The sequence below is a fragment of the Rhizobacter sp. genome (assembly GCA_021153565.1).
Classification (GTDB): domain Bacteria; phylum Pseudomonadota; class Gammaproteobacteria; order Burkholderiales; family Burkholderiaceae_C; genus Albitalea.
In genome coordinates, this window is record JAJKJU010000252.1 from 1 (window position 1) to 21926 (window position 21926).

Annotated in this window: 24 protein-coding genes; 10 read left to right on the top strand and 14 right to left on the bottom strand. The window is 62.2% G+C overall.

What is annotated here, in order from left to right:
* The first annotated feature begins 668 nt into the window (after positions 1-668).
* Positions 669-851, top strand: coding sequence for a hypothetical protein (locus AC30NL_RS16120; RefSeq protein ID WP_489465016.1), 183 nt, complete (start codon positions 669-671; stop codon positions 849-851).
* Positions 852-1045: 194 nt separating this feature from the next.
* Here AC30NL_RS16120 and AC30NL_RS16125 read toward each other — a convergent pair whose 3' ends face one another.
* The 4 genes from AC30NL_RS16125 to lepB form a co-directional block, all read right to left on the bottom strand.
* Positions 1046-1264, bottom strand: coding sequence for a hypothetical protein (locus AC30NL_RS16125; protein ID WP_489465017.1), 219 nt, complete (start codon positions 1262-1264; stop codon positions 1046-1048).
* Positions 1265-1445: 181 nt separating this feature from the next.
* Positions 1446-1901, bottom strand: coding sequence for a dUTP diphosphatase (dut, locus tag AC30NL_RS16130; RefSeq protein ID WP_489465018.1), 456 nt, complete (start codon positions 1899-1901; stop codon positions 1446-1448).
* A gap of 94 nt (positions 1902-1995) precedes the next feature.
* Positions 1996-3228 (bottom strand): bifunctional phosphopantothenoylcysteine decarboxylase/phosphopantothenate--cysteine ligase CoaBC, encoded by a 1233-nt coding sequence (gene coaBC / locus AC30NL_RS16135; protein WP_489465019.1) that lies wholly within the window; start codon positions 3226-3228, stop codon positions 1996-1998.
* Positions 3213-4022: a signal peptidase I gene (gene lepB / locus AC30NL_RS16140; RefSeq protein WP_489465020.1), complete on the bottom strand. Its 810-nt coding sequence runs from the start codon at positions 4020-4022 to the stop codon at positions 3213-3215. Before lepB ends, coaBC begins: the two co-directional genes overlap by 16 nt.
* Before the next feature lie 107 nt (positions 4023-4129).
* Between lepB and egtD the strand changes: the two genes are divergently transcribed.
* The 3 genes from egtD to AC30NL_RS16155 all read left to right on the top strand — a co-directional run bounded on the left by egtD (position 4130) and on the right by AC30NL_RS16155 (position 7659).
* Positions 4130-5095 carry an L-histidine N(alpha)-methyltransferase gene (egtD, locus tag AC30NL_RS16145; protein WP_489465021.1) on the top strand — a complete coding sequence of 322 codons (966 nt, stop codon included), beginning with the start codon at positions 4130-4132 and terminating at the stop codon, positions 5093-5095.
* 201 nt (positions 5096-5296) lie between these two features.
* Positions 5297-6667, top strand: a complete 1371-nt coding sequence (locus AC30NL_RS16150) for a cytochrome ubiquinol oxidase subunit I (protein WP_489465022.1) — start codon at positions 5297-5299, stop codon at positions 6665-6667.
* Positions 6664-7659: a cytochrome d ubiquinol oxidase subunit II gene (locus AC30NL_RS16155; protein WP_489465023.1), complete on the top strand. Its 996-nt coding sequence runs from the start codon at positions 6664-6666 to the stop codon at positions 7657-7659. Before AC30NL_RS16150 ends, AC30NL_RS16155 begins: the two co-directional genes overlap by 4 nt.
* Before the next feature lie 59 nt (positions 7660-7718).
* Here the strand turns inward: AC30NL_RS16155 and AC30NL_RS16160 are convergent, their stop codons facing one another.
* A complete protein-coding gene (locus AC30NL_RS16160; protein ID WP_489465024.1) occupies positions 7719-7925 on the bottom strand; it encodes a DUF6496 domain-containing protein in 207 nt (68 codons plus the stop codon).
* Positions 7926-8154: 229 nt separating this feature from the next.
* Between AC30NL_RS16160 and AC30NL_RS16165 the strand changes: the two genes are divergently transcribed.
* On the top strand, positions 8155-8640 hold the full coding sequence (locus tag AC30NL_RS16165) for a hypothetical protein (protein ID WP_489465025.1): 486 nt from the start codon (positions 8155-8157) through the stop codon (positions 8638-8640).
* Positions 8641-8731: 91 nt separating this feature from the next.
* On the opposite strand, the gene AC30NL_RS16170 is transcribed toward AC30NL_RS16165, so the two are convergent.
* On the bottom strand, positions 8732-9421 hold the full coding sequence (locus tag AC30NL_RS16170; RefSeq protein WP_489465026.1) for a hypothetical protein: 690 nt from the start codon (positions 9419-9421) through the stop codon (positions 8732-8734).
* Between the two features lie 250 nt (positions 9422-9671).
* Positions 9672-10274, bottom strand: a complete 603-nt coding sequence (locus AC30NL_RS16175) for a 5' nucleotidase, NT5C type (protein ID WP_489465027.1) — start codon at positions 10272-10274, stop codon at positions 9672-9674.
* Positions 10275-10629: 355 nt separating this feature from the next.
* Here AC30NL_RS16175 and AC30NL_RS16180 point away from each other — a divergent pair, with 355 nt between their 5' ends.
* The 3 genes from AC30NL_RS16180 to AC30NL_RS16190 are packed head-to-tail and all read left to right on the top strand — an operon-like array spanning position 10630 to position 14458.
* Positions 10630-11736, top strand: a complete 1107-nt coding sequence (locus tag AC30NL_RS16180; RefSeq protein WP_489465028.1) for an ABC transporter substrate-binding protein — start codon at positions 10630-10632, stop codon at positions 11734-11736.
* A complete protein-coding gene (locus AC30NL_RS16185) occupies positions 11737-13407 on the top strand; it encodes an ABC transporter permease (protein ID WP_489465029.1) in 1671 nt (556 codons plus the stop codon).
* Positions 13400-14458: an ABC transporter ATP-binding protein gene (locus AC30NL_RS16190; protein ID WP_489465030.1), complete on the top strand. Its 1059-nt coding sequence runs from the start codon at positions 13400-13402 to the stop codon at positions 14456-14458. The genes AC30NL_RS16185 and AC30NL_RS16190 overlap by 8 nt, the downstream gene beginning before the upstream one ends.
* 128 nt (positions 14459-14586) lie before the next feature.
* On the opposite strand, the gene AC30NL_RS16195 is transcribed toward AC30NL_RS16190, so the two are convergent.
* Together AC30NL_RS16195 and AC30NL_RS16200 are read right to left on the bottom strand one after the other, a co-directional pair.
* Positions 14587-15378 (bottom strand): SDR family NAD(P)-dependent oxidoreductase, encoded by a 792-nt coding sequence (locus AC30NL_RS16195; RefSeq protein WP_489465031.1) that lies wholly within the window; start codon positions 15376-15378, stop codon positions 14587-14589.
* 119 nt (positions 15379-15497) lie between these two features.
* Positions 15498-15755, bottom strand: a complete 258-nt coding sequence (locus tag AC30NL_RS16200; protein ID WP_489465032.1) for a hypothetical protein — start codon at positions 15753-15755, stop codon at positions 15498-15500.
* Between the two features lie 95 nt (positions 15756-15850).
* Here AC30NL_RS16200 and AC30NL_RS16205 point away from each other — a divergent pair, with 95 nt between their 5' ends.
* Together AC30NL_RS16205 and AC30NL_RS16210 are read left to right on the top strand one after the other, a co-directional pair.
* Positions 15851-16987 (top strand): tetratricopeptide repeat protein, encoded by a 1137-nt coding sequence (locus AC30NL_RS16205; protein WP_489465033.1) that lies wholly within the window; start codon positions 15851-15853, stop codon positions 16985-16987.
* A 133-nt stretch (positions 16988-17120) separates the two neighbouring features.
* Positions 17121-18386, top strand: a complete 1266-nt coding sequence (locus AC30NL_RS16210; RefSeq protein WP_489465034.1) for an HD-GYP domain-containing protein — start codon at positions 17121-17123, stop codon at positions 18384-18386.
* Here AC30NL_RS16210 and crcB read toward each other — a convergent pair whose 3' ends face one another.
* From crcB to mobB, 5 genes are read right to left on the bottom strand one after another with little or no spacing between them, the layout of a single operon-like run.
* Positions 18387-18782 (bottom strand): fluoride efflux transporter CrcB, encoded by a 396-nt coding sequence (gene crcB, locus AC30NL_RS16215; protein ID WP_489465035.1) that lies wholly within the window; start codon positions 18780-18782, stop codon positions 18387-18389. It abuts the gene before it with no gap.
* Positions 18779-19261: a molybdopterin synthase catalytic subunit MoaE gene (gene moaE, locus AC30NL_RS16220; protein ID WP_489465036.1), complete on the bottom strand. Its 483-nt coding sequence runs from the start codon at positions 19259-19261 to the stop codon at positions 18779-18781. Before moaE ends, crcB begins: the two co-directional genes overlap by 4 nt.
* Positions 19262-19265: 4 nt before the next feature.
* Positions 19266-19520, bottom strand: coding sequence for a molybdopterin converting factor subunit 1 (gene moaD / locus AC30NL_RS16225; RefSeq protein WP_489465037.1), 255 nt, complete (start codon positions 19518-19520; stop codon positions 19266-19268).
* Complete coding sequence (locus tag AC30NL_RS16230; protein ID WP_489465039.1) at positions 19517-20731, bottom strand: molybdopterin molybdotransferase MoeA; 1215 nt, start codon at positions 20729-20731, stop codon at positions 19517-19519. Before AC30NL_RS16230 ends, moaD begins: the two co-directional genes overlap by 4 nt.
* Entirely contained in the window at positions 20676-21275 is a 600-nt protein-coding gene (gene mobB / locus AC30NL_RS16235) for a molybdopterin-guanine dinucleotide biosynthesis protein B (RefSeq protein ID WP_489465038.1), read from the bottom strand. Before mobB ends, AC30NL_RS16230 begins: the two co-directional genes overlap by 56 nt.
* Positions 21276-21926 lie beyond the last annotated feature (651 nt).

The following is a 21926-nucleotide window of genomic DNA, read 5'->3' on the forward strand; positions in this document are numbered from 1 at the left end:
GCTCCCTCGCCCCTTCGGGGAGAGGGCTGGGGTGAGGGGCCTGGGCCTCTGAGCAAACATGAACTTGTCATGCGTCAACCCCGCCTTCTTCAAACCTCGTAAGGGAAAAATTTGCTCCAACGGCCATCTTCCGCGTGTCCAGCGTACGTAAAGGTCAGCCCTCCGGGAGAGCTCGACTCTGGGATGAGTGCGTAGTGGGTCTGTTCGTTTGCTTGAACAGCACTTCGGTTGAACGCCATGGTTTGTGGGCGGGAAAGGGTCTACTTTGGACGGCCATTTCATTCACATCAAATTCAAACGAAGTCATCATGGGTTTCAACTTTTCCAGGCCAGTCACGGGTACGCAGCACTCGCCAACCGGAGCGGCGGGACAGCAAGGTGATCCCACACCGGCATCACGACCCGCCCGAGAGAGCGGCCTTTCCGGGCCGCCCGCATTGATAGCGAGGGCATCGTCTTCGGGCAGCATCGCGCCACGAGTAACAACAACTTTCGACATGCTCCCCCGGGATATCCACAAGGAGATCCTGAAGCGCTTGCCGAGCGACGCACCTTCGCAGGCCCGTAATCTGATCGCCCTGTCGGAGACGTCTCGCGCTCTACGGGGTTTGGTGCATGAAGTCGACTCCTTCCCCAAATACCGACTACTGGGTCGCCGGATGAAAGCCATGGAACGTTTGGTCCGTGACTGCCACATAGCTCGCGGTGAAGATCTCGCGCCCGGCGGCGTACTGGAGCAGGCCATGCACAACAACATCGACCGCGTGTACGCCAGGGTCTTCGAGAGTGTCGCATTCCAAACCGAGGTGGCTTGCACGTTCACGGAAGCGGTCGAGCAGTCGAGCAGGTAGATATCGCCGACGCGGCAGAGGAGGCACAGGCTGGCGGGACCGGCTTCGTTACACCATGCCTGCTTCGCAGGCTCACCGGCCTGGGCCAGCAGAAGCCAGCGCACCGCAGAGCGTGTTGAGGCGTATGCACCCATGCTCGGACTCTTAAATCCGCAGCATCAACAGCAAGAACGCCTCTTGTCCGCTTCCAAAGCTTAGGCGAGGCCGACCCGATAGCCGCGCTGGGCGCGCAAGTGGCCCATCTGAACGAGGGTCAGCGCGAGCGCCTCGTCGCCGCTGCCATCGGCCTCGGCGACATCAGAGACAAGGCTTATGCGATAGCCGGACTGGCCGATTCTTTTTCCTGAAATGCCGAAATGCCGCAGCGTTGAATTCTCGGATTCACCTCGGGGTTGACGATTCTTCAGCCGCATCGCGATATCCGGACCGCCGAATGAACTACTGACAGGACAGGCCTTTGATCGGCTGGGAGGCTGAGCCTTGTTTGTCGCTCTCCCACCAATACCCGTTCGCCCTGATCCTTCGATACCTCAGGACAGGGTCGCTTCGCGATCGAAGGGCTTGTGGGGTCGAGAGCACGAGGAGAAAGACTCCTCAATGCTTGCCCGTCGAACCGAATCCGCCCTCGCCGCGCTCGGAAGCGCCGAACTCGGTCACCACCCGAAAAGCCGCCTGCACGACCGGAACGATGACAAGTTGCGCAATTCGTTCCATCGGTTGCACGGTGAAAGCCGTCGCGCCGCGATTCCAACAGCTCACCATCAACGGCCCCTGGTAATCGGAGTCGATCAGGCCCACCAGATTCCCGAGCACGATGCCATGTTTGTGCCCGAGGCCGGAGCGCGGAAGGATCATGGCCGCGAGACCTGGGTCGCCGATGTGGATGGACAAACCGGTCGGGATGAGCTGCGATTGGCCAGGTTCGAGGACCAATGCCCTGTCCAGGCAGGCACGCAGGTCGAGGCCGGCGCTGCCGGGTGTCGCATAAGCCGGCATCTGGTCGGCCATGCGGGCATCGAGGATCTTGACGTCAATCTCATTCAATTGCATAGGAGTTCGTTTGTCACCCTCCCCATAGGGAACCTTAGGGGATAGGGCTGGGTAGGGGCAACTCAAGGTTGAAGAAACACGGCTTCCCGCAGAGTCATGCGGAAAGCTTGCCGAGGCGCGACGCAATTTCCGCCACCAGCTGCCGCGCCAGTGTCAGCTTGTCCGCTGGTGGCAACGCCCGATGCCCATTTGCATCCACCAGCATCAGCGCGTTATCGTCCCGCCCGAAAGTGGCAGGTCCGAGGTTGCCGACAATCAGCGGCACATTCTTGCGCTCTAGCTTTTCCTTGGCGTGCTTGAGCAAGTCGTGACTCTCCGCGGCGAAGCCAACGCAGTAGGGTCTGTCAGGCATGCGCGCCACCGCGGCAAGGATGTCGGGGTTTTCAGTCAGCTCGAAGGTCGGCGCCACCTTGTTGCCGTTCTTCTTGATCTTCTGCTCAGACAGAGATGCAGGCCGCCAGTCAGCCACCGCGGCCGTCGCGACGAATACATCGTGCTGTGCCGCAGCCGGCAAGACGGCATCGTGCATCTGCTGAGCCGTTTTCACATCGATGCGCCGCACGCCGCGAGGCGTGGGCAGATGCACCGGCCCGGCGATCAGGGTCACGTCCGCACCCGCTTCCATCGCGGCACGGGCGATCGCGAATCCCATCTTCCCGCTGGAAAGATTGGTGATGCCGCGCACCGGGTCGATGGGCTCGAAGGTCGGCCCAGCCGTGATCAGCATGCGCTTTCCGAGCAGCGATTTGGGCTGGAAGAAGGCAATCATCTCCGCGCACAACTCTTCCGCTTCGAGCATGCGCCCATCGCCGATCTCGCCGCAAGCCTGGTCGCCGGCCGCGGGGCCGAGGATGGTCGTGCCGTCAGTGCGCAATTGCGCCATGTTGCGCTGCGTGGCCGGATGCGCCCACATTTCGCGATTCATCGCGGGTGCCACCAGCAGCGGGCAGCGCTCGATGGGCCGAGCGAGGCACAAGAGGCTCAGCAGATCATCCGCGGCACCGTGCACGAGCTTGGCCATGAAATCAGCACTCGCCGGCGCCACCAGCACGGCATCCGCCTCGCGCGTGAGGTTGATGTGCGCCATGCTGTTGGGCTCGCGCGCGTCCCACTGGCTGGCGTAGACGTTTCGATTGGACAGGGCCTGCATCGTCACCGGGGTGATGAACTGCTCAGCGGCTGCCGTCATCACGACTTGCACCGTCGCACCCGCTTTGACGAGTTCACGCGCCAGATCGGCCGCCTTGTAGCACGCGATACCGCCAGTAAGCCCCAGTACGATGTGACGGCCGGCGAGGTCCTGCGGGGCACTCACAGTGCTGTCCATGCGCGCTTCAAGTCTGAGAAGTTGATAAGAACCCGCACCGCCTTGCCATAGATCTGCTCGTGCGGCAGAAAGCCCCACACGCGCGAGTCAGATGAGTTGTCGCGGTTGTCGCCGAGCATCATGTATTCGCCTTCGGGCACCACGCATTCCCACTGACCGTCGCGTTCGGTCTTGCAGTTGGCGGCGAGCTCCGGAACCTCAAGGTGAAGCTGATGACGCCCCCGCCACAGCGGGTTGATCTTGAGGATGTGGGTATTTCCCCCAACCGTTTCGCGCACCAGCAGTTGGTTGAAATCTTCCGGTGCCGTGCCATCGCCAACGTCCTGTGCATCGAAGGGCGCGCCGTTGATGCTCACCACGCCATCCTTGAACTGCACCCGATCACCCGGCATCCCGACCAGCCGCTTCACGTAGAACTGCGACACGTCCAGCGGAAAGCGGAACACCACCACGTCACCGCGCTGCGGCTTGCCCATCTCGATGGCCGTGTTGGTAAAGGGCAGCCGCGGTCCGTAGGCAAGATGGTTGACGAGCAGGTAGTCGCCCACGCGCAAGGTCGGCTCCATCGAGCCCGACGGCACTTTGGGCCAGTCGGCCAGCGCGATGCGGCAGGTGAACATCAGTGCCACGACGATGAAGAGCTCGGAGCCGAAACTGACCCACAGCGGCTTCTTGGACGGAGGCTCGCTCATGGTGCGCAGCTTGGCGCGCCACGCCACCCAGCACAGCCCGGTGACGAGCGAAATGAGGAAGAGGATTTCGTTGATCGAGAAACCGATCTGCATGGGACGCATGGAGGAAAAACCGACGGTCGAGGTGGCGGAATTATGTCTGGTTGCATCCCTGTCATCGACAGGGCTACCCCTCCAGGGCAAGATGCCCCGAAAAACCTGACGAGGCAATGATGACAAGACGAAAGCCCCGATTCATCCAGACGCATCAAAGCGATTCACACGACGAACGCTCGGCTGCCATCGCCGGCCTGATGCGCACGCCCGCCGATGCATCGCCCAAGTACTTCTACGACCGGCTCGGCTCGCATCTTTTCGATGCGATCACGGAGCTGCCGGAGTACTACCCGACGCGAACCGAAGCGGCCATCTTCGCAGCCCATGGGGCCGAGATGGCCCAGCAGATCGGCGGCAGATCGACCTTCATCGACCTGGGCGCCGGCAACTGCGCGAAGGCCGCCAGCCTGCTGCCCTTGCTCGACCCTGCGCGGTATGTTGCCGTCGACATTTCCGCCGACTATTTGCGAGACGCGCTTCGCCGCTTGCAAAAGGAGCATCACGCGCTGGACGTCGTGGGCGTGGGCATGGACTTCTCGCACTCGCCGACCTTGCCGTCAGGTGTTTTGTCGCAGGAAGACCGGACGGTGTTCTTCTACCCCGGGTCGAGCATCGGCAACTTCACGCCGGACGAGGCGGCGACATTTCTCGCGGGCATTCGTGCGCAGGTACATGGCGGCGGATTGTTGATCGGCGTCGATCTCGTCAAGCCGAAGGCCGTGCTCGAAGCCGCCTACGACGACGCTCTGGGTGTCACCGCGGCGTTCAATCTCAACTTGCTGCGCAACCTGAATCGCAGCGTGGGGACTGATTTCGATCCGAGGCAATGGCGGCATGTCGCACTCTTCAATGAAGGGGCTTCGCGCATCGAGATGCACCTGGAGGCGCGGCGAGAAGTCGACGTGCGCTGGCCGAATGGGCGACGGTGGTTTCGCGAAGGCGAGCGGATTCATACAGAGATCTCTTGCAAGTACACGGTGGATTCGTTTGCAGCTTTGCTTGGTCGCGCCGGGTTTCAATCGAACCAATGCTGGACATCGGCAGATGGCTGGTTTGCCGTGTTCTGGGCGCGGGTGTAGCGGCTCCTCCCAGGACATGACACCGTCGCGCAGCTCATGAAGATGGGCTGGCAGGCGCAGCGCTTGCCCGAGTTGATCTCGCAAAGCCAAGCCGCCTGCATGCCCTCCACCGAGGGTTGAGGCTTCGATACGCCACAGGCATACCCTGCCCTGAGGTATCGAAGTGTTATATCGAGCCAGATCCTAAAGGACTCAAGCGACATGGACCCCGTTCTGCTCGCCCGCGCCCAATTTGCGGCCAACATGAGTTTTCACATCCTCTTTCCGACGATCAGCATCGCGCTGGGGTGGATGTTGCTCTTCTTCCGCTTCCGCTGGCTCAGGACGGAGAATACGGCGTGGCTTGTGGCCTACCGCTTCTGGACCAAGGTGTTCGCACTGAGCTTCGCGCTCGGCGTCGTCAGCGGCATCACCATGAGCTTTCAGTTCGGCACCAACTGGCCGGGCTATATGGAGCACGTGGGCAATATCGCAGGGCCTCTGCTCGGGTATGAGGTGTTGACCGCCTTCTTCCTCGAAGCAAGCTTTCTCGGGATCATGTTGTTCGGCCACGGCCGCGTGAGCGAGAAGCTGCACTTCACCGCCACCTTTCTGGTGGCCCTGGGCACCACCATCAGCGCCTTCTGGATCTTGTGCCTCGACTCGTGGATGCAGACCCCGGTGGGCTATGAAATTCGCGACGGCGTGTTCCATGTGACGAGCTGGCTGGAAATACTGTCCAACCCGTCCTTCCCGTTCCGGCTCACGCACATGCTGCTCGCCTCGACGCTCACCGTGGCCTTCTTCCTCGCCGGTGTGAGTGCATGGCAACTGCTGCGCGGAAAGCGCAATGCATCGACCGGCTTGGTGCTTCGCGTGGCGCTGACGCTGGCCGCAGTGATCGTGCCGGTGCAGGTGTTCGTCGGCGACCAGCATGGCTTGAACACGCTGCACCATCAACCGCAGAAGATCGCCGCGATGGAAGCCGTGTGGGACACCGAAAAAGGCGCGCCGCTGCTGCTTTTCGCGTGGCCCGACGAAACGCAGCGGACCAACCGCTTCGTGGTCGGCATTCCGCGCGGCGCAAGCCTCATCCTCGCGCACGATCCCGACGGTGAGATCAAGGGGCTCAACGACTTCAAAGGCGTGCATCCGCCGGTCGCGCCGCTCTTCTTCGGCTTTCGCATCATGGTCGGCGTGGGCCTGTTGATGCTGGCATCGAGCTGGGTGGGCCTGCTCCTGTACTGGCGGCGCCGATGGGGGGCCGAGAGCTTGCCGCGCCCGCTGTTGTGGGTTCTCACGGCCATGACATTCTCTGGCTGGCTTGCCACGCTGGCGGGCTGGTACGTGACCGAGATCGGTCGCCAGCCCTTTATCGTCTACGGCCTGCTGCGCACCGCGGATGTCGCATCGAAAGTTCCATCGGAGATGATCGTCTCCACCTTCGCGCTCTATGTCACGCTGTACCTGGCGCTCATCGTCGCCTATGTGAGCGTCATCAAGTACATGGCCGAGAAGCCAGTCGATGAGACACCGCAGGCGCCGCAAAGCGGCAGCGCGGTAGCGGCAGCTGCCGCCGGGAGGACGACATGAGCTTCGACGACATGCTGCCGCTGATCTTCATGGCCGTGATGGGCCTCGCCATGTTGACCTACGTCGTGCTCGACGGTTATGACCTCGGCGTCGGGCTCTTGCTGCCGCGTGGCAACGACGCGCAGAAGGACATGATGATCGCCACCATCGGCCCTTTCTGGGACGCAAACGAAACCTGGCTCGTGCTGGGGGTGGGCATCTTGCTCATCGCATTTCCGAAGGCGCACGGTGTGGTCCTGACCGCGCTGTACCTGCCTGTGGCCTTCATGCTCATCGGCCTCGTCCTGCGCGGTGTCGCCTTCGACTTCCGAGTGAAGGCGCATGACAGCCACAAGGACATGTGGAACCGTGTGTTCTTCATCGGCTCGGGGGTGACGGCCGCGGCGCAGGGTTGGATGCTCGGGCACTACATCACCGGCTTGCAAGCCGGTTGGCAGTACCAGGTGTTTGCCGCAGCCATCGCCCTCGCATTGCCCGCGGCCTATGTGCTGCTCGGCGCCTGCTGGCTCATTCTGAAAACCGAAGGCGAATTGCAGAAGCTTGCGGTCGCATGGGCCAAGCAAGCGTGGCTGCCAGTCGTCGTCGGCATGGGACTCATCTCGATCATCACGCCCATCGTGAGCCCGACCGTGCGCGGTCGCTGGTTCTCGATGCCCGCGTTCATCGCGCTCTTCCCAATTCCCTTGATGACCATCACCGCCTTGCTCGCAACGCGAGGCATGCTCAACTCGCACCGCGTGCTCGGCAAGCTGTGCTGGCTGCCCTTTGCACTGATCGTCACGGTCTTCATGCTCGGCTTCACCGGCCTCGCCTACAGCCTGTACCCCTACGTTGTGATGGACCGCATGACGATTTGGCAGGCCGCGAGCAGCCCCGCGGCGCTCAAGGTGATCTTGATCGGGGTGGCGATCTCAGTGCCGGCGATCGCGGCCTATACCGTGCTCGCCTACCGCGTGTTCGGCGGCAAGGCGAGCGAGTTGAAATACGCGTGAATGCGAGCCGTGGTCGCGCGGGCGCAACCCGGGACAATTTCCCAATTTGGGCGATGTCCTTAACTGCTACGCTCGGACTTCTTCGCCGAACTCTTCGCTTTCGCAGGCACTTTTCCGCCGGCCTTGCGCGCCTCCGACAGCCCGATGGCAACCGCCTGCGCGCGGCTCTTCACCGTTTGGCCTGAACCGCTCTTGAGTTCGCCGCGCTTGCGCTCGTGCATGGCGCGTTCGACTTTCTCCGATGCTTTCTTACCGTAGCTGGCCATATCAGCTCTCCTTGTCATGTTGAAAATGGTCCGTGCAAAACGATTCACTCGCACGGGCCCATGTTTCTCAGGCAACTCGTGTGCCTGACGGAATGGGGCGTTGCATTCGAAGACCCATGTCTTGTAGGGCCATTACCAATCCGGTCAACGGGCAAGGAAAGATGGCGTTGTTGAGTCACGCCCGATCACTTCGGTCCGGCCCTTCCTTAACTTCTGTAGGACGCACCTGATGAACAAACTGCTCGCAACCCTGATCGCCAGCTTCTTCGCATCCGTGGCTATTGCTCAGACCGCCGCTCCCGCGGCTTCTGCACCCGCCGCAATGAAGGCCGAAGCCAAGGCCGAGAAGAATGTTGCCAAGGCGGCAGCAGCTGAAGCCAAGGTCGACGCGAAGGCCGATGCCAAGGTCGCCAAGGCCGATGCCAAAGCCAGCGAAGCCAAGGCTGATGCAAAGGCAGATGCTGCCAAGAAGAAGGCCAAGGCTCACGCAAAGGTCGCCACGGCAGACTCCGAAGACAAAATGAAGGCTGAAGCCAAGGCCGACAAGGTCGATGCCAAGGCCGACGAAAAGGCCACCAAGAAGATGGTGAAGGCCAATGCCAAGTCTGATAAGGTCAAGGTCGAAGCCGCCGCCGACAAGGCAGATGCCAAGGCCACGACCGAAGCCGTCAAGGCCGACGCCAAGGCCGACATGAAGACCGCCACCGGCAAGTAAATATTTCGGCGCCACAGTGGCCCGAACTGACAAAGAGAGACAGGTTTGCCCTGTCTCTCTTTTTTTGCCTGCCTCTCAGTCAACGCATTCCTCAATCGCCGACCAACTGCACCGCGTCCACTTCCTTATAGCCGTGTTGGACGTTGTTCGCGATCGTGAACTTGACCGCCTTGACCTTGTAGGCTGTCTTTTCAAAGGTTCGGACGAACCACGTGCGGCCGCCGCGCTCGTCACGCTTCACGTCCGAGATGCCCGACCAGACGGTGTTCCATTTACCGTCGGTGTCTTGCAGCTCCAGTTTGTTCACAGCCTCGGCGCCCTTGCCGCCCAGGAACACGATACGCACTTCGGTGGCCGAGACAGGCTTGGCAAACGCCATCTCCAACCAGTCGAATCCGAGGTCGGAATGACTATTCGACCAATAATTTCCATCGACGGGGCCGGCGGCGCTCTTGGGGGAGTAGGTGTCCGACGTTTTCCCATCGCCGTCAACGTAACTCGAACTCGCCTGCCCTCCTGTTGCCCACTGCGCACGCGGATCATTCAGGTATTTGTCCTCCATCGTGGCGTATTCCATCAGGGCCTGCTTTCTCGCAAGCTCCTCCTGGCCTTCGGTGTTTTGAGCCTTGGCGGCAGGAGTGGGGGCCGGGGCCGGGGTCGGGGCCGGGGTCGGGGTCGGAGCTGCGACCGCAGGAGCAGAAGGAGCCTCGGCAGCCTTCTTCCCGCACGATGCAAGCGTCAGGCACGACAAAGCCAAGGCCATCACGGTGAGTTGCTTCATGTGCCACGGAGAAAAAGTTTCGAAGCTCGGCATGATGCCAGCCACGCGGCGCGTGGACCGCCTTGAAACTAGGGGGTACGCCGCACGAAAGATTGGTACCAACCTCGACAGCCCAACTCATTGACACGCGCTCCGCGGGACTTCCGGCAGCGTCGGAAGTGTCGAAAGAGACGTCAGGCGCGTTGATCGTGGTGGGCCACGAAAGCATTGGGGATCAAGTGCAAGTCACCAAAGAGATCGAAATGCCGATTCATGTGCGCGACAGCCAGTGATCCGCGAAGTCGCGCAGATCTTGATGGATCGACTTGGCGAGTTTCAAGTCCGCACCTTCGTTCGGGCTGCCATTGGGCGCGCGAAGCACCAGCGCCAGATGCACCTGCTCGGGCACGCCGCGCATGTAGGGGAGATAGTCATCGACGAAGGCCACGGGCGAAAGTTCGACGATCGCATCGGCCTTCGGGCTTCGTTCACCAGGGGCGTTGCCGGTGGCAATGACACGCTCGATCGGAAACTCGAGCTTTCGCAAATTGGCAAGCCGCGAACTCTGGTGATGCGCCTCCAGGGCCGACACGCAGATCAAATCGAAGCCGGCATCGTGTAGGCGATGGCACGCATCGACCGCGCCATCGATGGCCGGCAGGGAGGACCAGAAGTGCGTGTCGAAGTGATCGCGAAAATGCGCCAGTCGTTTGCCCGAGAGTCGATCGACGTCCCACCGGTCGAAGGGCCAATACGCGAGCGGATCGCGCTCGTGTGGCATTTCTCCGAAGGCCCTGTGCCATGCATTCGCATAGCCGACATGAAAGTCCACGAGGACACCGTCGGCGTCAAGGGCAATGAGCGGGCGAGACATGAAGGAACTGTAGCGCGGGCGCCGAGTCACTCTTGCGTCAACCAACTTCAAAAACACGACTGCCGCGGACAATCCCACGCCGCCCGGGGCGTACGCAAACCTTTACGGGCTTTCCCTAATCAAGTGCAGTGTTCCACGCCATGCGGAACACTGCACTAGAGCCGAGCTATGGCGAGCATTTGCGACGACGAGCAGGGGTCGAAATACTCTCAGCCTCTCAGAACCAAATCGTTGGGCTATGTCCTTGACCCTGCCCTGGGCTGGGCGTTGGCATGAGCTTGCGTTTCTGATCTGATCCAGCACAGGGCCAGAAAGCGCCCAGCACCGTCACTTGACGCTCACAAGGAAGACGCAAATGAAACACATCCGAAAAGCAATGCTGGGCTCGCTGCTCACCCTCGTGATCTCCGCTCCGCTCCTGGCCCAGGCGCAAGTTCCCGCGGGCTACCCCGCCAATTACGCCGACACCATTGCTGCAGCAAAGAAGGAAGGCAAGGTGGTGATCTACAGCACCACCGACACCGCTTCCGCCAACCCACTGATCAAGGACTTCCAGTCGCTCTATCCCGGCATCTCGGTCGAATACAACGACATGAATTCCACCGAGCTGTACAACCGCTTCATCAGCGAACGCGCAGCCGGCGGCGGCTCCGCCGACGTGCTGTGGAGCTCGTCGATGGACTTGCAGATCAAGCTCGTGAACGATGGGAGCGCCCTCGCCTATGCATCGCCCGAACTGCCGCACGTGCCGAACTGGGCGGTGTGGAAGAACGAAGCCTTCGGTACGACCTACGAGCCGATCGCCATCGTCTACAACAAGCGCCTGTTGAGCGGCGACGAGATTCCGCAAAGCCACGCAGACATGATGCGCGTGTTCACGCAGAAGGCCGAGAAGGTCAAGGGCAAGGTCACCACCTATGACATTGAGAAGTCGGGCGTGGGCTTCATGCTCATCACGCAAGACAGCAAGCACAACCCCGCCTTCTGGGATTTCGTCAAGGCATTGGGTGCCGCCGGCCCGCGCTTCCAGTCGAGTTCGGGGACGATGATGGAACGTATCAGCTCCGGCGAGAACGTGCTGGGCTTCAACATCTTCAGCTCGTACGCATTGCTGCGCGCAAAGAAAGACCCGAGCATCGGCGTCGTCTATCCCAAGGACTACACACTCGTGATGTCGCGCGTGATGTTCGCTTCAAAGGGCGCGAAGAACCCCAACGCAGCCAAGCTGTGGGTCGACTACATCTTGTCCAAGCGCGGCCAGACCATCGTCGCCAACCAGGCTGAGCTGGGGTCGATCCGCGCCGACGTGGAAGGCGACCAGACGCTCGCAGGGCTCACGAAGACGCTGGGCGCAACGCTCAAGCCGATTCCCGTCGGCCCTGAGCTGCTGAGCTTCCTGGACCAGACCAAGCGATTGGAATTCCTGAAGCACTGGCAACAGGCCATCAAGGGAAGCAAGTAAATGCGGGCCTCGCTGCCACGTGTCAGCGTCATTGGGCTGACCGCGCTCGCGGTGTTCCTTCCGCTGGGGCTGATCTTCTATCAAAGCATGTTGAATGCCCCATTCTTCATGCCCAACAAGACCATCGGGGCCGGCGCGTTCGAGTTCATCTTTGCGGACTCGGACTTCTGGGACTCGTTCAAGAACTCGCTGGTCATTGCCGGCGGCATGGTGCTCATCGCCGTGCCGCTCGGCGGCATCCTCGCATTCCTGATGGTTCGCACGGACTTGCCGGGTCGACGGTGGATCGAACCTCTGTTGCTGATTCCGGTGTTCGTGTCGCCCATGGTGCTGGCCTTTGGCTACGTCGTGTCGGCCGGGCCGGTGGGCTTCTATTCGGTGTGGGCAAAGCAGATTCTTGGCGGCGTGCCATGGAACGTGTATTCCCTCACCAGCATCGCGATCATCGCGGGGCTGACGCATGTGCCGCACGTGTATTTGTATTCATCTTCGGCGCTGAAGAGCCTCGGCTCGGACGTCGAGGAAGCGGCGCGCATGACGGGCTCATCGCCCTTTCAGGTGGCTCGCGACGTGAGCCTGCCCATGGTGACGCCGTCGTTGCTGTACTCCGGGGTGCTCGTTTTCTTCCTCGGATTCGAAATCTTCGGCTTGCCCTTGGTGCTGGGCGATCCAGAAGGCCACCTGGTGCTCGCGACCTATCTCTACAAGCTCACCAACAAGCTGGGCACGCCCTCGTACCACCTGATGGCGGCGGTGGCGGTTTGCATCGTCGCGGTGACTTTTCCACTTGTCATGCTGCAGCGGCATCTTCTGAAGAACGCCGGCAAGTACGTCACGGTCAAGGGCAAGGCTGGGCGTCAACGCCCGCTGCCACTGGGCCAATGGCGCTGGGTGGCAGCTGCCATCGTTGCGCTTTGGCTCTTTCTCACGATCATCGTTCCGCTGTCAGGCATTGCCTTGCGTGCTTTCGTGAGCCAGTGGGGCGAAGGCATCAAACTGTCCGAAGTGCTCACCCTTGATCATTTCCGCACGGTGTTCGAACAGCCGACGCTGGTTCGGGGCATTGTGAACACGGTGTTGATTGGCGTCGTGGGCGGGGCCCTGGCGGTGGCGTGCTACACCGCTGTAGGTCTCACCACACATCGCCGCAACGACGGCTGGGCGAGATTCGTCGACTACCTCGTCCTCGTGCCACGCGCGGTGCCGGGGTTGCTGGCCGGTCTGGCATTCTTGTGGGTCTTCTTGTTCTTTCCGCCGCTGGCTCCACTGCGCGGCACCATCTTCAGCGTGTGGCTCGCCTACACCGTTGTGTGGCTCGCCTACGGCATGAGGCTCGTGTCGAGCTCGCTGCTGCAAGTCGGCCCAGAGCTGGAAGAAGCTGCACGCAGCGTGGGCGCCACGCGCGGCCAAGTCAATCGGCACGTCACGCTGCCGCTGATCCGCTTCGGCCTGCTCGCGAGCTGGCTGCTCGTGTTCATGATCTTCGAGCGCGAATACTCGACGGGTGTCTACCTGCTCGGTCCGGGCACGGAAGTGATCGGCTCCCTGCTCGTCTCGCTGTGGTCTACCGGCGGCGCAGACATGGTCGCCGCACTGTCCCTCATCAACGTTGTTCTTGTGGCCGCCGGCCTCACCATCGCGCTGCGATTCGGAGTGAATCTTCATGACTAAGCTGGCCGTTCAAGACCTGCATCTCTCCTATGGCGACAACGCCATCCTCAAGGGCGTCTCGATGGCGCTACAGCAAGGCGAAGTGGTCTCGCTGCTGGGGCCCTCGGGCAGCGGCAAGACGACCCTCTTGCGCGCCGTCGCGGGCCTGGAAGTCCCTCTTCGAGGCGTCATTCAGATCGAAGACAAGCCCGTGTTCGACGGCAGCAAGAACTTCGAGGTGGCTGCCGAGAAGCGCAACCTGGGCCTCGTGTTCCAGTCGTACGCGCTGTGGCCGCACAAGACGGTGTTCGACAACGTGGCGTATGGCTTGAAACTGCGCAGCGTGCCTTCCGGCGAGATCAAGCAGCGGGTGGATAACGCGCTGCAGAACCTGGGCCTCGGGCACCTGGGCGACCGGTTACCGCATCAGCTCTCGGGCGGGCAGCAGCAGCGCGTCGCGATCGCGCGAGCGCTGGTCTACAACCCGCCGGTCATTCTGATGGACGAACCGCTGTCCAACCTCGACGCGAAGCTGCGCGAGGAGGCACGGGCATGGCTGCGAGAGTTGATCCTGAAGATGCAGTTGTCGGCGCTCGTCGTCACGCACGACCAGAACGAAGCGATGGCCATGTCCGATCGCATCCTCTTGCTCAACAACGGCGTGATCGAACAGCAAGGCACGCCGGAAGAGATGTACGGTCGCCCGCAGACCTTGTTCGCCGCGGACTTCATGGGCAGCAACAACAAGATCGAAGGCACGGTAAGCGAAGTGCGCAATGGCGCGACGCTGCTGGCCGGACCGGGATGGAGCCTCTGGGGCGAATCGCGTGGTGGGGCGAAGGCGAGCGGATCAAAGGCGACCGCGATGATCCGGCTGGAGCGCGTGCGCGTGGCCGAAGGGCCGGGCGAGAACCGCGTGAAGCTGCCGCTCGTGACGTCGATGTACCTTGGGGACAAGTGGGAGTACCTGTTCCATCTGGGGGAGATGCGCTTGCGTGCGTACGGCCGCGAGTCCTTGTCGACGGGCGAACAGTGGCTGGAGATTCCGAAGAACGACCTCTGGGTGTTTTGAGGCTCAGAGGCTCAAGGCACATCGCGACGAACTGATCATTTTTTCCAAGGCCGGCTACACGATGTGGCCCGGCCCCTGCGATTGGCAAGTGCGCTTCATGTATCCATGAAGGGCACCTGTGGTTGCGATCAGCGTACCTGCGCCCGCGGCCGGGCCATCTTGGCAAGGATCCGATCCATCTTTCGAGGGAACCAGCGTTGCATCAACCAGCCTCGGCGCATGCGGCCCGGGAAGACGATGATGCCTTGCTTGCGGGCCACGCCGCGCAGGATTTCGTCGGCGGCTTGTTCCGCCGAGATGGCATCGCGCGGAATCTCCTTGGCGCCCCAGATGTTCGTCGCCACAGCGCCAGGGCAGGCGACGCTCACGGCAATGCCGTCGGCGGCAAGGTCGTGCCGCAGGCTCTCGGACAGGCCGACGACGGCGAACTTTGTCGTCGTGTAGAGCACGTTGCTTGGCGACGGAAGCAGGCCCGCGATCGACGCAATGTTGACGATGTGCCCACCGCCTTGCCGGCGCATCAGCGGCAGCACGGCGTGGATCCCGTTGATCACGCCCCAAAGGTTGACGTCGACGATGCGTCTCCAGTCATCGAGCGAGGCATCGACGACTGAAGGAACGCCGGAGATGCCCGCGTTGTTGAACAGGAAGTCGACTCGAGACAGTCGGGCCTCGGCGAAGTCCACGAGCAGTTGCACGGCTTCCGCGTCCGTGACATCAACCGCAGCGTGCTGCACTTGCGCGGCATGGACAGACAGGCTCTCGACGGCACAGGCCAGGGCGATGCTGTTGCTGTCCGCCATCAGCACGTTCACGCCGCCATTGAGCAAGGCACGCGACAAGGCAAGGCCAATGCCCGAAGCTGCGCCGGTGACGACGGCGGTGCGGCCCTTGAAGTCATCCGTATGAACGCTGCTCACGCTCGAACCCTTCTTTCAAGAAGTGCAAACGCACTAGAGCCTACACCGAGCCGGGGATTTGAACGTCTTGGAATGGCAAGTGGAGAGAAGAGCGAACGACTGCGTGTTCGCCCAATTCGTCAGCCCTTGCAGGCCGCCCGCGCATTACGGCGATAGAACTCTGGCGGCTTGCCCGCGACCCACTTGACGAAATCAGCGATGACGGGATGTTCGCGCAGCGCCTGCCAAGTGTGGAACTCCCGCGCCAATTCCTTCTCAGAGAAGGTCGCGTGGATCTTGCGGTGGCAGATGCGGTGCATCTCTGTTCGAAATACTCTCAGCCTCTCAGGCTCAACATTCCAGGCCGGGGCATTGCGCAACCGTCGTTTCACCACCATATCGGAAGTTCCATCCGCCGCAATTCTGCCTCGGTGTGCGTTCACATCAATGGGGTACGCTTGGCGCCATTCACCACTGCCACAAAGGAGGCAGCATGCCAACATCACTCACTCGATTTCTATGCGGCGCATTGGTCGCCCTCGCCGCCGTGTCGGCTCAGGCCGGCGCAAAAGAAGACATCCAGGCCGACATGCAGGCCGGCCGCTGGTCGCAGGCGGACACGAGGCTCACGGACGTACTGAGCAAGCATCCCGACAACGCGCTGGCCCACTACTGGCAGGCGCAGGTCAAGTACCGCGAAGGACAGCTCAAGGACGCGCGTCAGCATCTGTCGGCGGCGAAGGACCTAGACCCAAAACTTGCATTCGCGTCAGACAAGGCAAGTCTCGCTAAGCTGGAGCGGGCGTTGACGCCAACAGGCGCTCCAGCGGTGCGCAGCGAGCCTGTCGCGCCGCACCAGGCCTTGCCTGCACCGATCGAGCGTGCGCCGGCCGTCAGCTACGACTCGCCTGCACCGCCGCAGAAATCGGGGTCGAACTTCTGGATGTGGGCGGGCCTGATAGCGCTCGTGGGTTTCATCTTCTGGGCCGTGCGGACGGCCAGGAACCGCGGGCTGACGGGGGAACGCGCCGCCATCAAGGCCAAACTCGAGGAAGCGTTGAATGACCTGCGCGATGCTGGGAAATCGATCGACTTCCGCACTGACTTGAGCATGGAGCAGCGCCTTGCCTTGTCCGACCGCGTTGTTCGTGCGCAGGGCGATGTGTCGGCTCACCTGGCAACGATGGCGAATCGCAGCGACCTGACGCAATCGGTCGATTTGCTGCGCCGCGTTCGCGACATCGCCGCCGAGGTACGCGGCGAGCGTAGGCCAAGCGAGATCGAGGCGGAACGCGAGCTGGAACTGCAGCGCATGCGCAACGCCAACATGGGCAACCAAGGCATGGGAATGGGAATGGGGGTGCGCAATTCAGGATCGGGTCTCGGCACCGCCGGAGCGGCATTGGGCGGCTTGGCGGCGGGTGCCGTGCTGGGTAGCTTGATGAGTGGCAGCGCGCACGCGAACACCAGTGGCGCAAGCACCGGCGGCGCAGGCGGCTACACACCGATCGAGGACTTCGACCGCGGCGATGCGTCGCCGAGCATTGATGTGGGCGGTTCGGGAGATGGCGGCGGGTGGGACAGCGGTGGGAGCTCCGACACAGGTGGTGGGGGCGGGGATTTCGATTGATAGGGGATGTTCCCCAGCCCGGCCAAGGCATTCACCCAGACTGCGAAATCGGTATACGCCTTGTCACAGTTCTGCCCTTGAGTCCTCCAGTGCCTTGTCGAAATCCAGATGACAGGGCCACTGGAGAACTGCCATGACTTCCTCCCCGCCGCAAGCCGGCTTCCTGATTGCCAATCGGCATGCATTGGCAACGATCCTCGACGCCAGCCAGACAAAGTCGATCATTGCATCGCGCGACATCTTCGACATTTCCGGCACCAAGCTCTGGGCGCGTGACCAGCCGGTGTCGCAGGCCTTGCAGCGCAAGCTGCTCGACCGGCAGCTGCGCCAGCCGCTCGAAAGCTGCCTGATTGCGGAAAACGGTGTCAGTTCGCGCAGCTTGCTGCTCGCCGTCGAAAAGCTGCTCGAACAAGACACGCCACTCAAACCGCTCTTGCAAGCGCATGCCGACGATATCGTTCATGCTGCGGTACACCTGCCCATCCATCCTGTGGCGCAACTGCTGCTCACCGCTGGACAGGCGTCGCGCCCCGACTCCTTTGACCATGCGGTGCAGGCCATGGCCTTGTGCGGCGCGCTCGCCATATCGCATGGCGGCAGCACGCGCGAGCTGCGCGTGGCAATGCTGTGCGGACTGCTGCACGACTTGGGCGAGATGTACATCGACCCGCGATTCGGCGAAGCCGACTCCGATCGCGCGCTCGATTTCCGCAGCTATCAACAACTGGTCGTCCACCCGCACATCGGCAAGCTGTTGATCGAGCAGCTCACCAACTACCCACCGGAAGTGGCACGTGCCATCGCGGAGCATCACGAAAAGCTCGACGGATCGGGCTACCCGCATTGCTTGCAACGCGATCAGGTGTCGCCGCTCGGGCGCATGCTGGGGGTGGTGGAAGGAACCCTGGGTGCCCTGCGCAAGGAGCACCCTCACCTGTCGCATGCGAGCGTCGCCCTGCGCGTGGTACCTGGCGAATATGACCTGAGCTGGGTGGGGCCCGTGTCACACGCGGCACGCACACAACCTGTGTTGCAGGCAAGCTTGAGCATCGACGAGATCAACATGCGCTTGTCGAAGCTCGGCGATGCCCTGCAGGCCGCGCAGAGCAATGCGAGTTCGCTTCTCACAATGGCACAGACGCCGTCGTACAAGGCAGCGCTTGAATTGGCGCAACACCTGCTGTCGCGCCTGCAGCTCGGTTGGAACATGAGCGGCTTGTGGAGCCCGCACGCCGTGGCGGCACAGAACTCGGCGGAGGTCGAGGCAATCGAGGATGAATTGATGTTCCGGCTGCGGGCCATTCAGCGTGCCGCGCTCTTGTGTGCGGGCAAGCTGCCCGAGGAAGATGCGCTGCAGTTGAATTTGCTGTGCGTCGGCATTGCGGTAGACGCTGCCTGATCAATCGACCCCGAGCAGGTGCGCGACGACTCGATACCCAAGCGCCGCACATGCCAGCGCCCCCACGACATGCGCCATCGTGTGCCCCAAGGCCAAAGCCAGGTGACCTCGCTGAATCAAGATCAAGGATTCACCCGAATAAGACGAAAACGTCGTCAACCCGCCCAACAATCCCGTGACCAGCAGCAGCCGCATAAGCTCATTGGGCGTGCGCTCGAACCACAGCAGCAAGCCACCGATGAGCAAGCCGCCGACACAGTTCACCAACAAGGTGCCTAGCGGAAAGCCCGCCCACTTCGCATTGAGCCACAGGCCCGCCAGCCAGCGCAGCCACGCGCCAAAGGTCGCGCCCACGGCCACGGCAAGGACCTGTGAAACCGTCACCGCGGGCATCATGCCGCGGCGTTCCTGCTGGACAGGCCCCAGCGCATGAGCGCGTCGTCGTCGCTCACGCGGGCATCGACCCAGCGGGCGCCTTCAGGGGTGTGCTCCTTTTTCCAGAACGGCGCCTGGGTCTTGAGATAGTCCATCAGGAACTCGCAGGCCTGGAAGGCTTGCTCGCGGTGCACAGACGTGACTGCGACGAGCACGATCTGGTCTTGCGGCATGAGCATGCCAACGCGGTGGATGACGCGCACGCCGCGGATGTTGAAGCGGAACAGCGCGTCGTCGACCATGGCTTCGATGGCCTTCTCAGTCATGCCGGGATAGTGCTCGAGCTCCATCGAGCTCACGCCCAGGCCCTCGTTGCGGTCACGCACGGTGCCGATGAAGGAGGCGACGGCGCCAACCGCCGAGTCTTGCGCACGCAGCGCCGCAATTTCCGCTGCCAAGTCGAAGTCTTCCGTCTGGATGGTGACCCGAGCGCGACCCATGGCTTTACCCGCCCGTCACGGGGGGAAAGAACGCCACCTCGGCGCCCTGCCCGACCAAAGCCGACTCTTCGCTGAGCGCTTGGTTCAGCGCGCAGCGCAAGGCCTTGCCACGCGCCAACGCCGCGGCATGAGCGGGACTCTTGCCGATGAGGATGTCGCGCAGCGCGGCAACGGTTACCTCGTCAGGGACATCGATCTTCTCGCCGCTTCCAAGCACCTCGCGGATGGAAGCGAAATAGCGCACGTTCACAGTATTCATCGCAGGAACTCTGAAAACGCGAGGAAACGTACCGCATCGCCTCGCTGAATGACCTGGCCCGGCGGGTTGTCGACAACACCGTCACCCCACACCACGGACGTCAGCACGCCTGAACTCTGGTTCGCAAAGAGGTCTAGACCACCGTGATCATTCAGCCTCACCCGAAGAAATTCCTGGCGCTTGTCGGGTCGCGGCCAGTCGAAATCAGCACGCAGGTTGACCGCCCGTGGCGTCAGCACCTTGGCACCCTGCAGATGCATGATCACCGGCCGCACGGCCATCAGGAAGGTGACGAAGCTGGACACCGGGTTGCCGGGCAGGCCGATGAAATATGCGCTCGTGCCGTCCGGGCGATCCACCTCGCCGAATGCCAGTGGCTTGCCGGGTTTCATTGCAATCTGCCAGAGATCGAGCCGACCTTCGGCCTGCACGGCGGGCTTGAGGTGGTCTTCTTCGCCGACCGAGACGCCGCCGCTCGTGACGATCAGGTCTTGTCCCATGGACGCACGACGCAAGGCGTCGCGGGTCGCATCGAGGCGGTCCGGGACGATGCCGAAGTCGGTGCATTCGCAGCCCAGGGACTCGATCAGGCCGCGCAGCATAAAACGGTTGGAGTTGTAGATGGCACCGGGTTTCAACGCCTCGCCGGGCATGACGAGTTCATCTCCGGTCGAAAACAGCGCGACCTTGGGCCGACGCGCCACTTTGAGCTTGGCGGCACCGACCGATGCAGCGAGCCCCATCGCCTGCGCCGTCAAGCGGTCGCCCTTGGCAAGTACCGTGGCCCCGTTCTGAACGTCTTCACCACGGCGGCGAATCCACTGACCCGGTGCCGGCACGGTATTGACCCGCACTGCCCCATCTAGCGCCTCGCACTGCTCCTGCATCACAACGGTATCGGCGCCTTGCGGGATCTGCGCGCCAGTGAAGATGCGCGCCGCCGTCCCGGCCTGAAGCCTCTCAGGCGGCATGCCTGCCGGAATGCGCTGACTCACCGGCAGGGTCGTGCCTGCTTCGGGGATGTCGGCACTGCGCATGGCATAGCCGTCCATGGCCGTGTTATCGGCGGAAGGAACATCGAGCGAGGATCGGACGTCCTCTGCAAGGATACGACCCAGCGCGTCAAAGGTGGAGACAGTTTCGGCTGCGTCCCGGCTAATTGGCCGGGTCGCGCCGATCAGCCGGTCCAGCGCTTGCGCCAGCGTCAGCATGGGCGGGCGCGCCGGTGTCGAAGAGGGGTGATCGGTACTCATAGCGCTCGGGATTTCCAAGAAGGAAATGTGCCACGGCATCCGGGTCGTTGAGGTCCAGAAGGGGTAATGCTGTGGGTTGGGGCAACTGATCGGGGCTGTCGGTTGAAATCGCGACGACGAAAGGGTCGTTCGGATATTGCGCCGGTTTGTTGGCCGCCGCGCGCCAGACTTCAATTTTGAGGATGTCGGCGTGCTTGAAACCTTCGACCAGCACCCAATCGCAGTCGTAGAGCTCGACGATCAGTTGGTGCACCGTGGGTTCCGACTCCACTTCATATTCGCGGATCTTGGCCAGCCGGCGATCGGAAGCCACCACCACCTCGAAAGCGCCGGCCTGACGATGTCGCCACGAATCCTTGCCCTCGTGGTCGATGTCGAAATCGTGATGAGCGTGCTTGACGACTGAAACGCGTTGCCCGGCAAGCTTGAGCCGACTGATGATCTGCTCGACAAGGGTGGTTTTTCCGGAGCCGGAATAACCGCTGAAACCTACTACTTTCATCCAAAGACCTTGGTTTGGAATGTCCACCCCTCACCCCAGCCATCTCCCGCAAGCGGGAGAGGGAGCAATTCGTCCTGTGCAGTCCTCGAGCCAGGCTCTGGCAAAGTAGGCGGTCCTGCCGGTGTTACTCCCTCTCCAGCTTGCGGGCTGGGGTGAGGGCGCGGCCCCTCGGGCATTCTCAGCGATGAAACCCTTTACCACCTGAGCATCGACCCGCATCACCTTGAACCAGGCGTGCCCGGCGACTGATGATCTGCTCGACAAGGGTGGTTTGCCAGAGCCGGAATATCACGCTGAAACCTACTACTTTCATCGAAGGGCCTTTGTTTTGGAATGCCCGCCCCTCACCCCAACCCTCTCCCGCAAGCGGGAGAGGGAGCAATTCGCCCGGTGCAGTCCTCGAGCCAAGCTCTGGCAGACCTTACGCAGTCCTGCGGGTGTTGCGCCCTCTCCCGGTTTCTCCCCTTGCGGGACGCGGGAGAGGGAGCGATTCGTCCTGTGCAGTCCTCGAGCCAGGCTCTGGCAGAGCTTAGGCGGTCCTGCCGGTGTTGCTCCCTCTCCCGCTTGCGGGAGAGGGCCGGGGTGAGGGCGCGGCCCCTCAGGCATTCTCAGCGATGAAACCCTTTACCGCTTGAGCATCGACCCGCATCA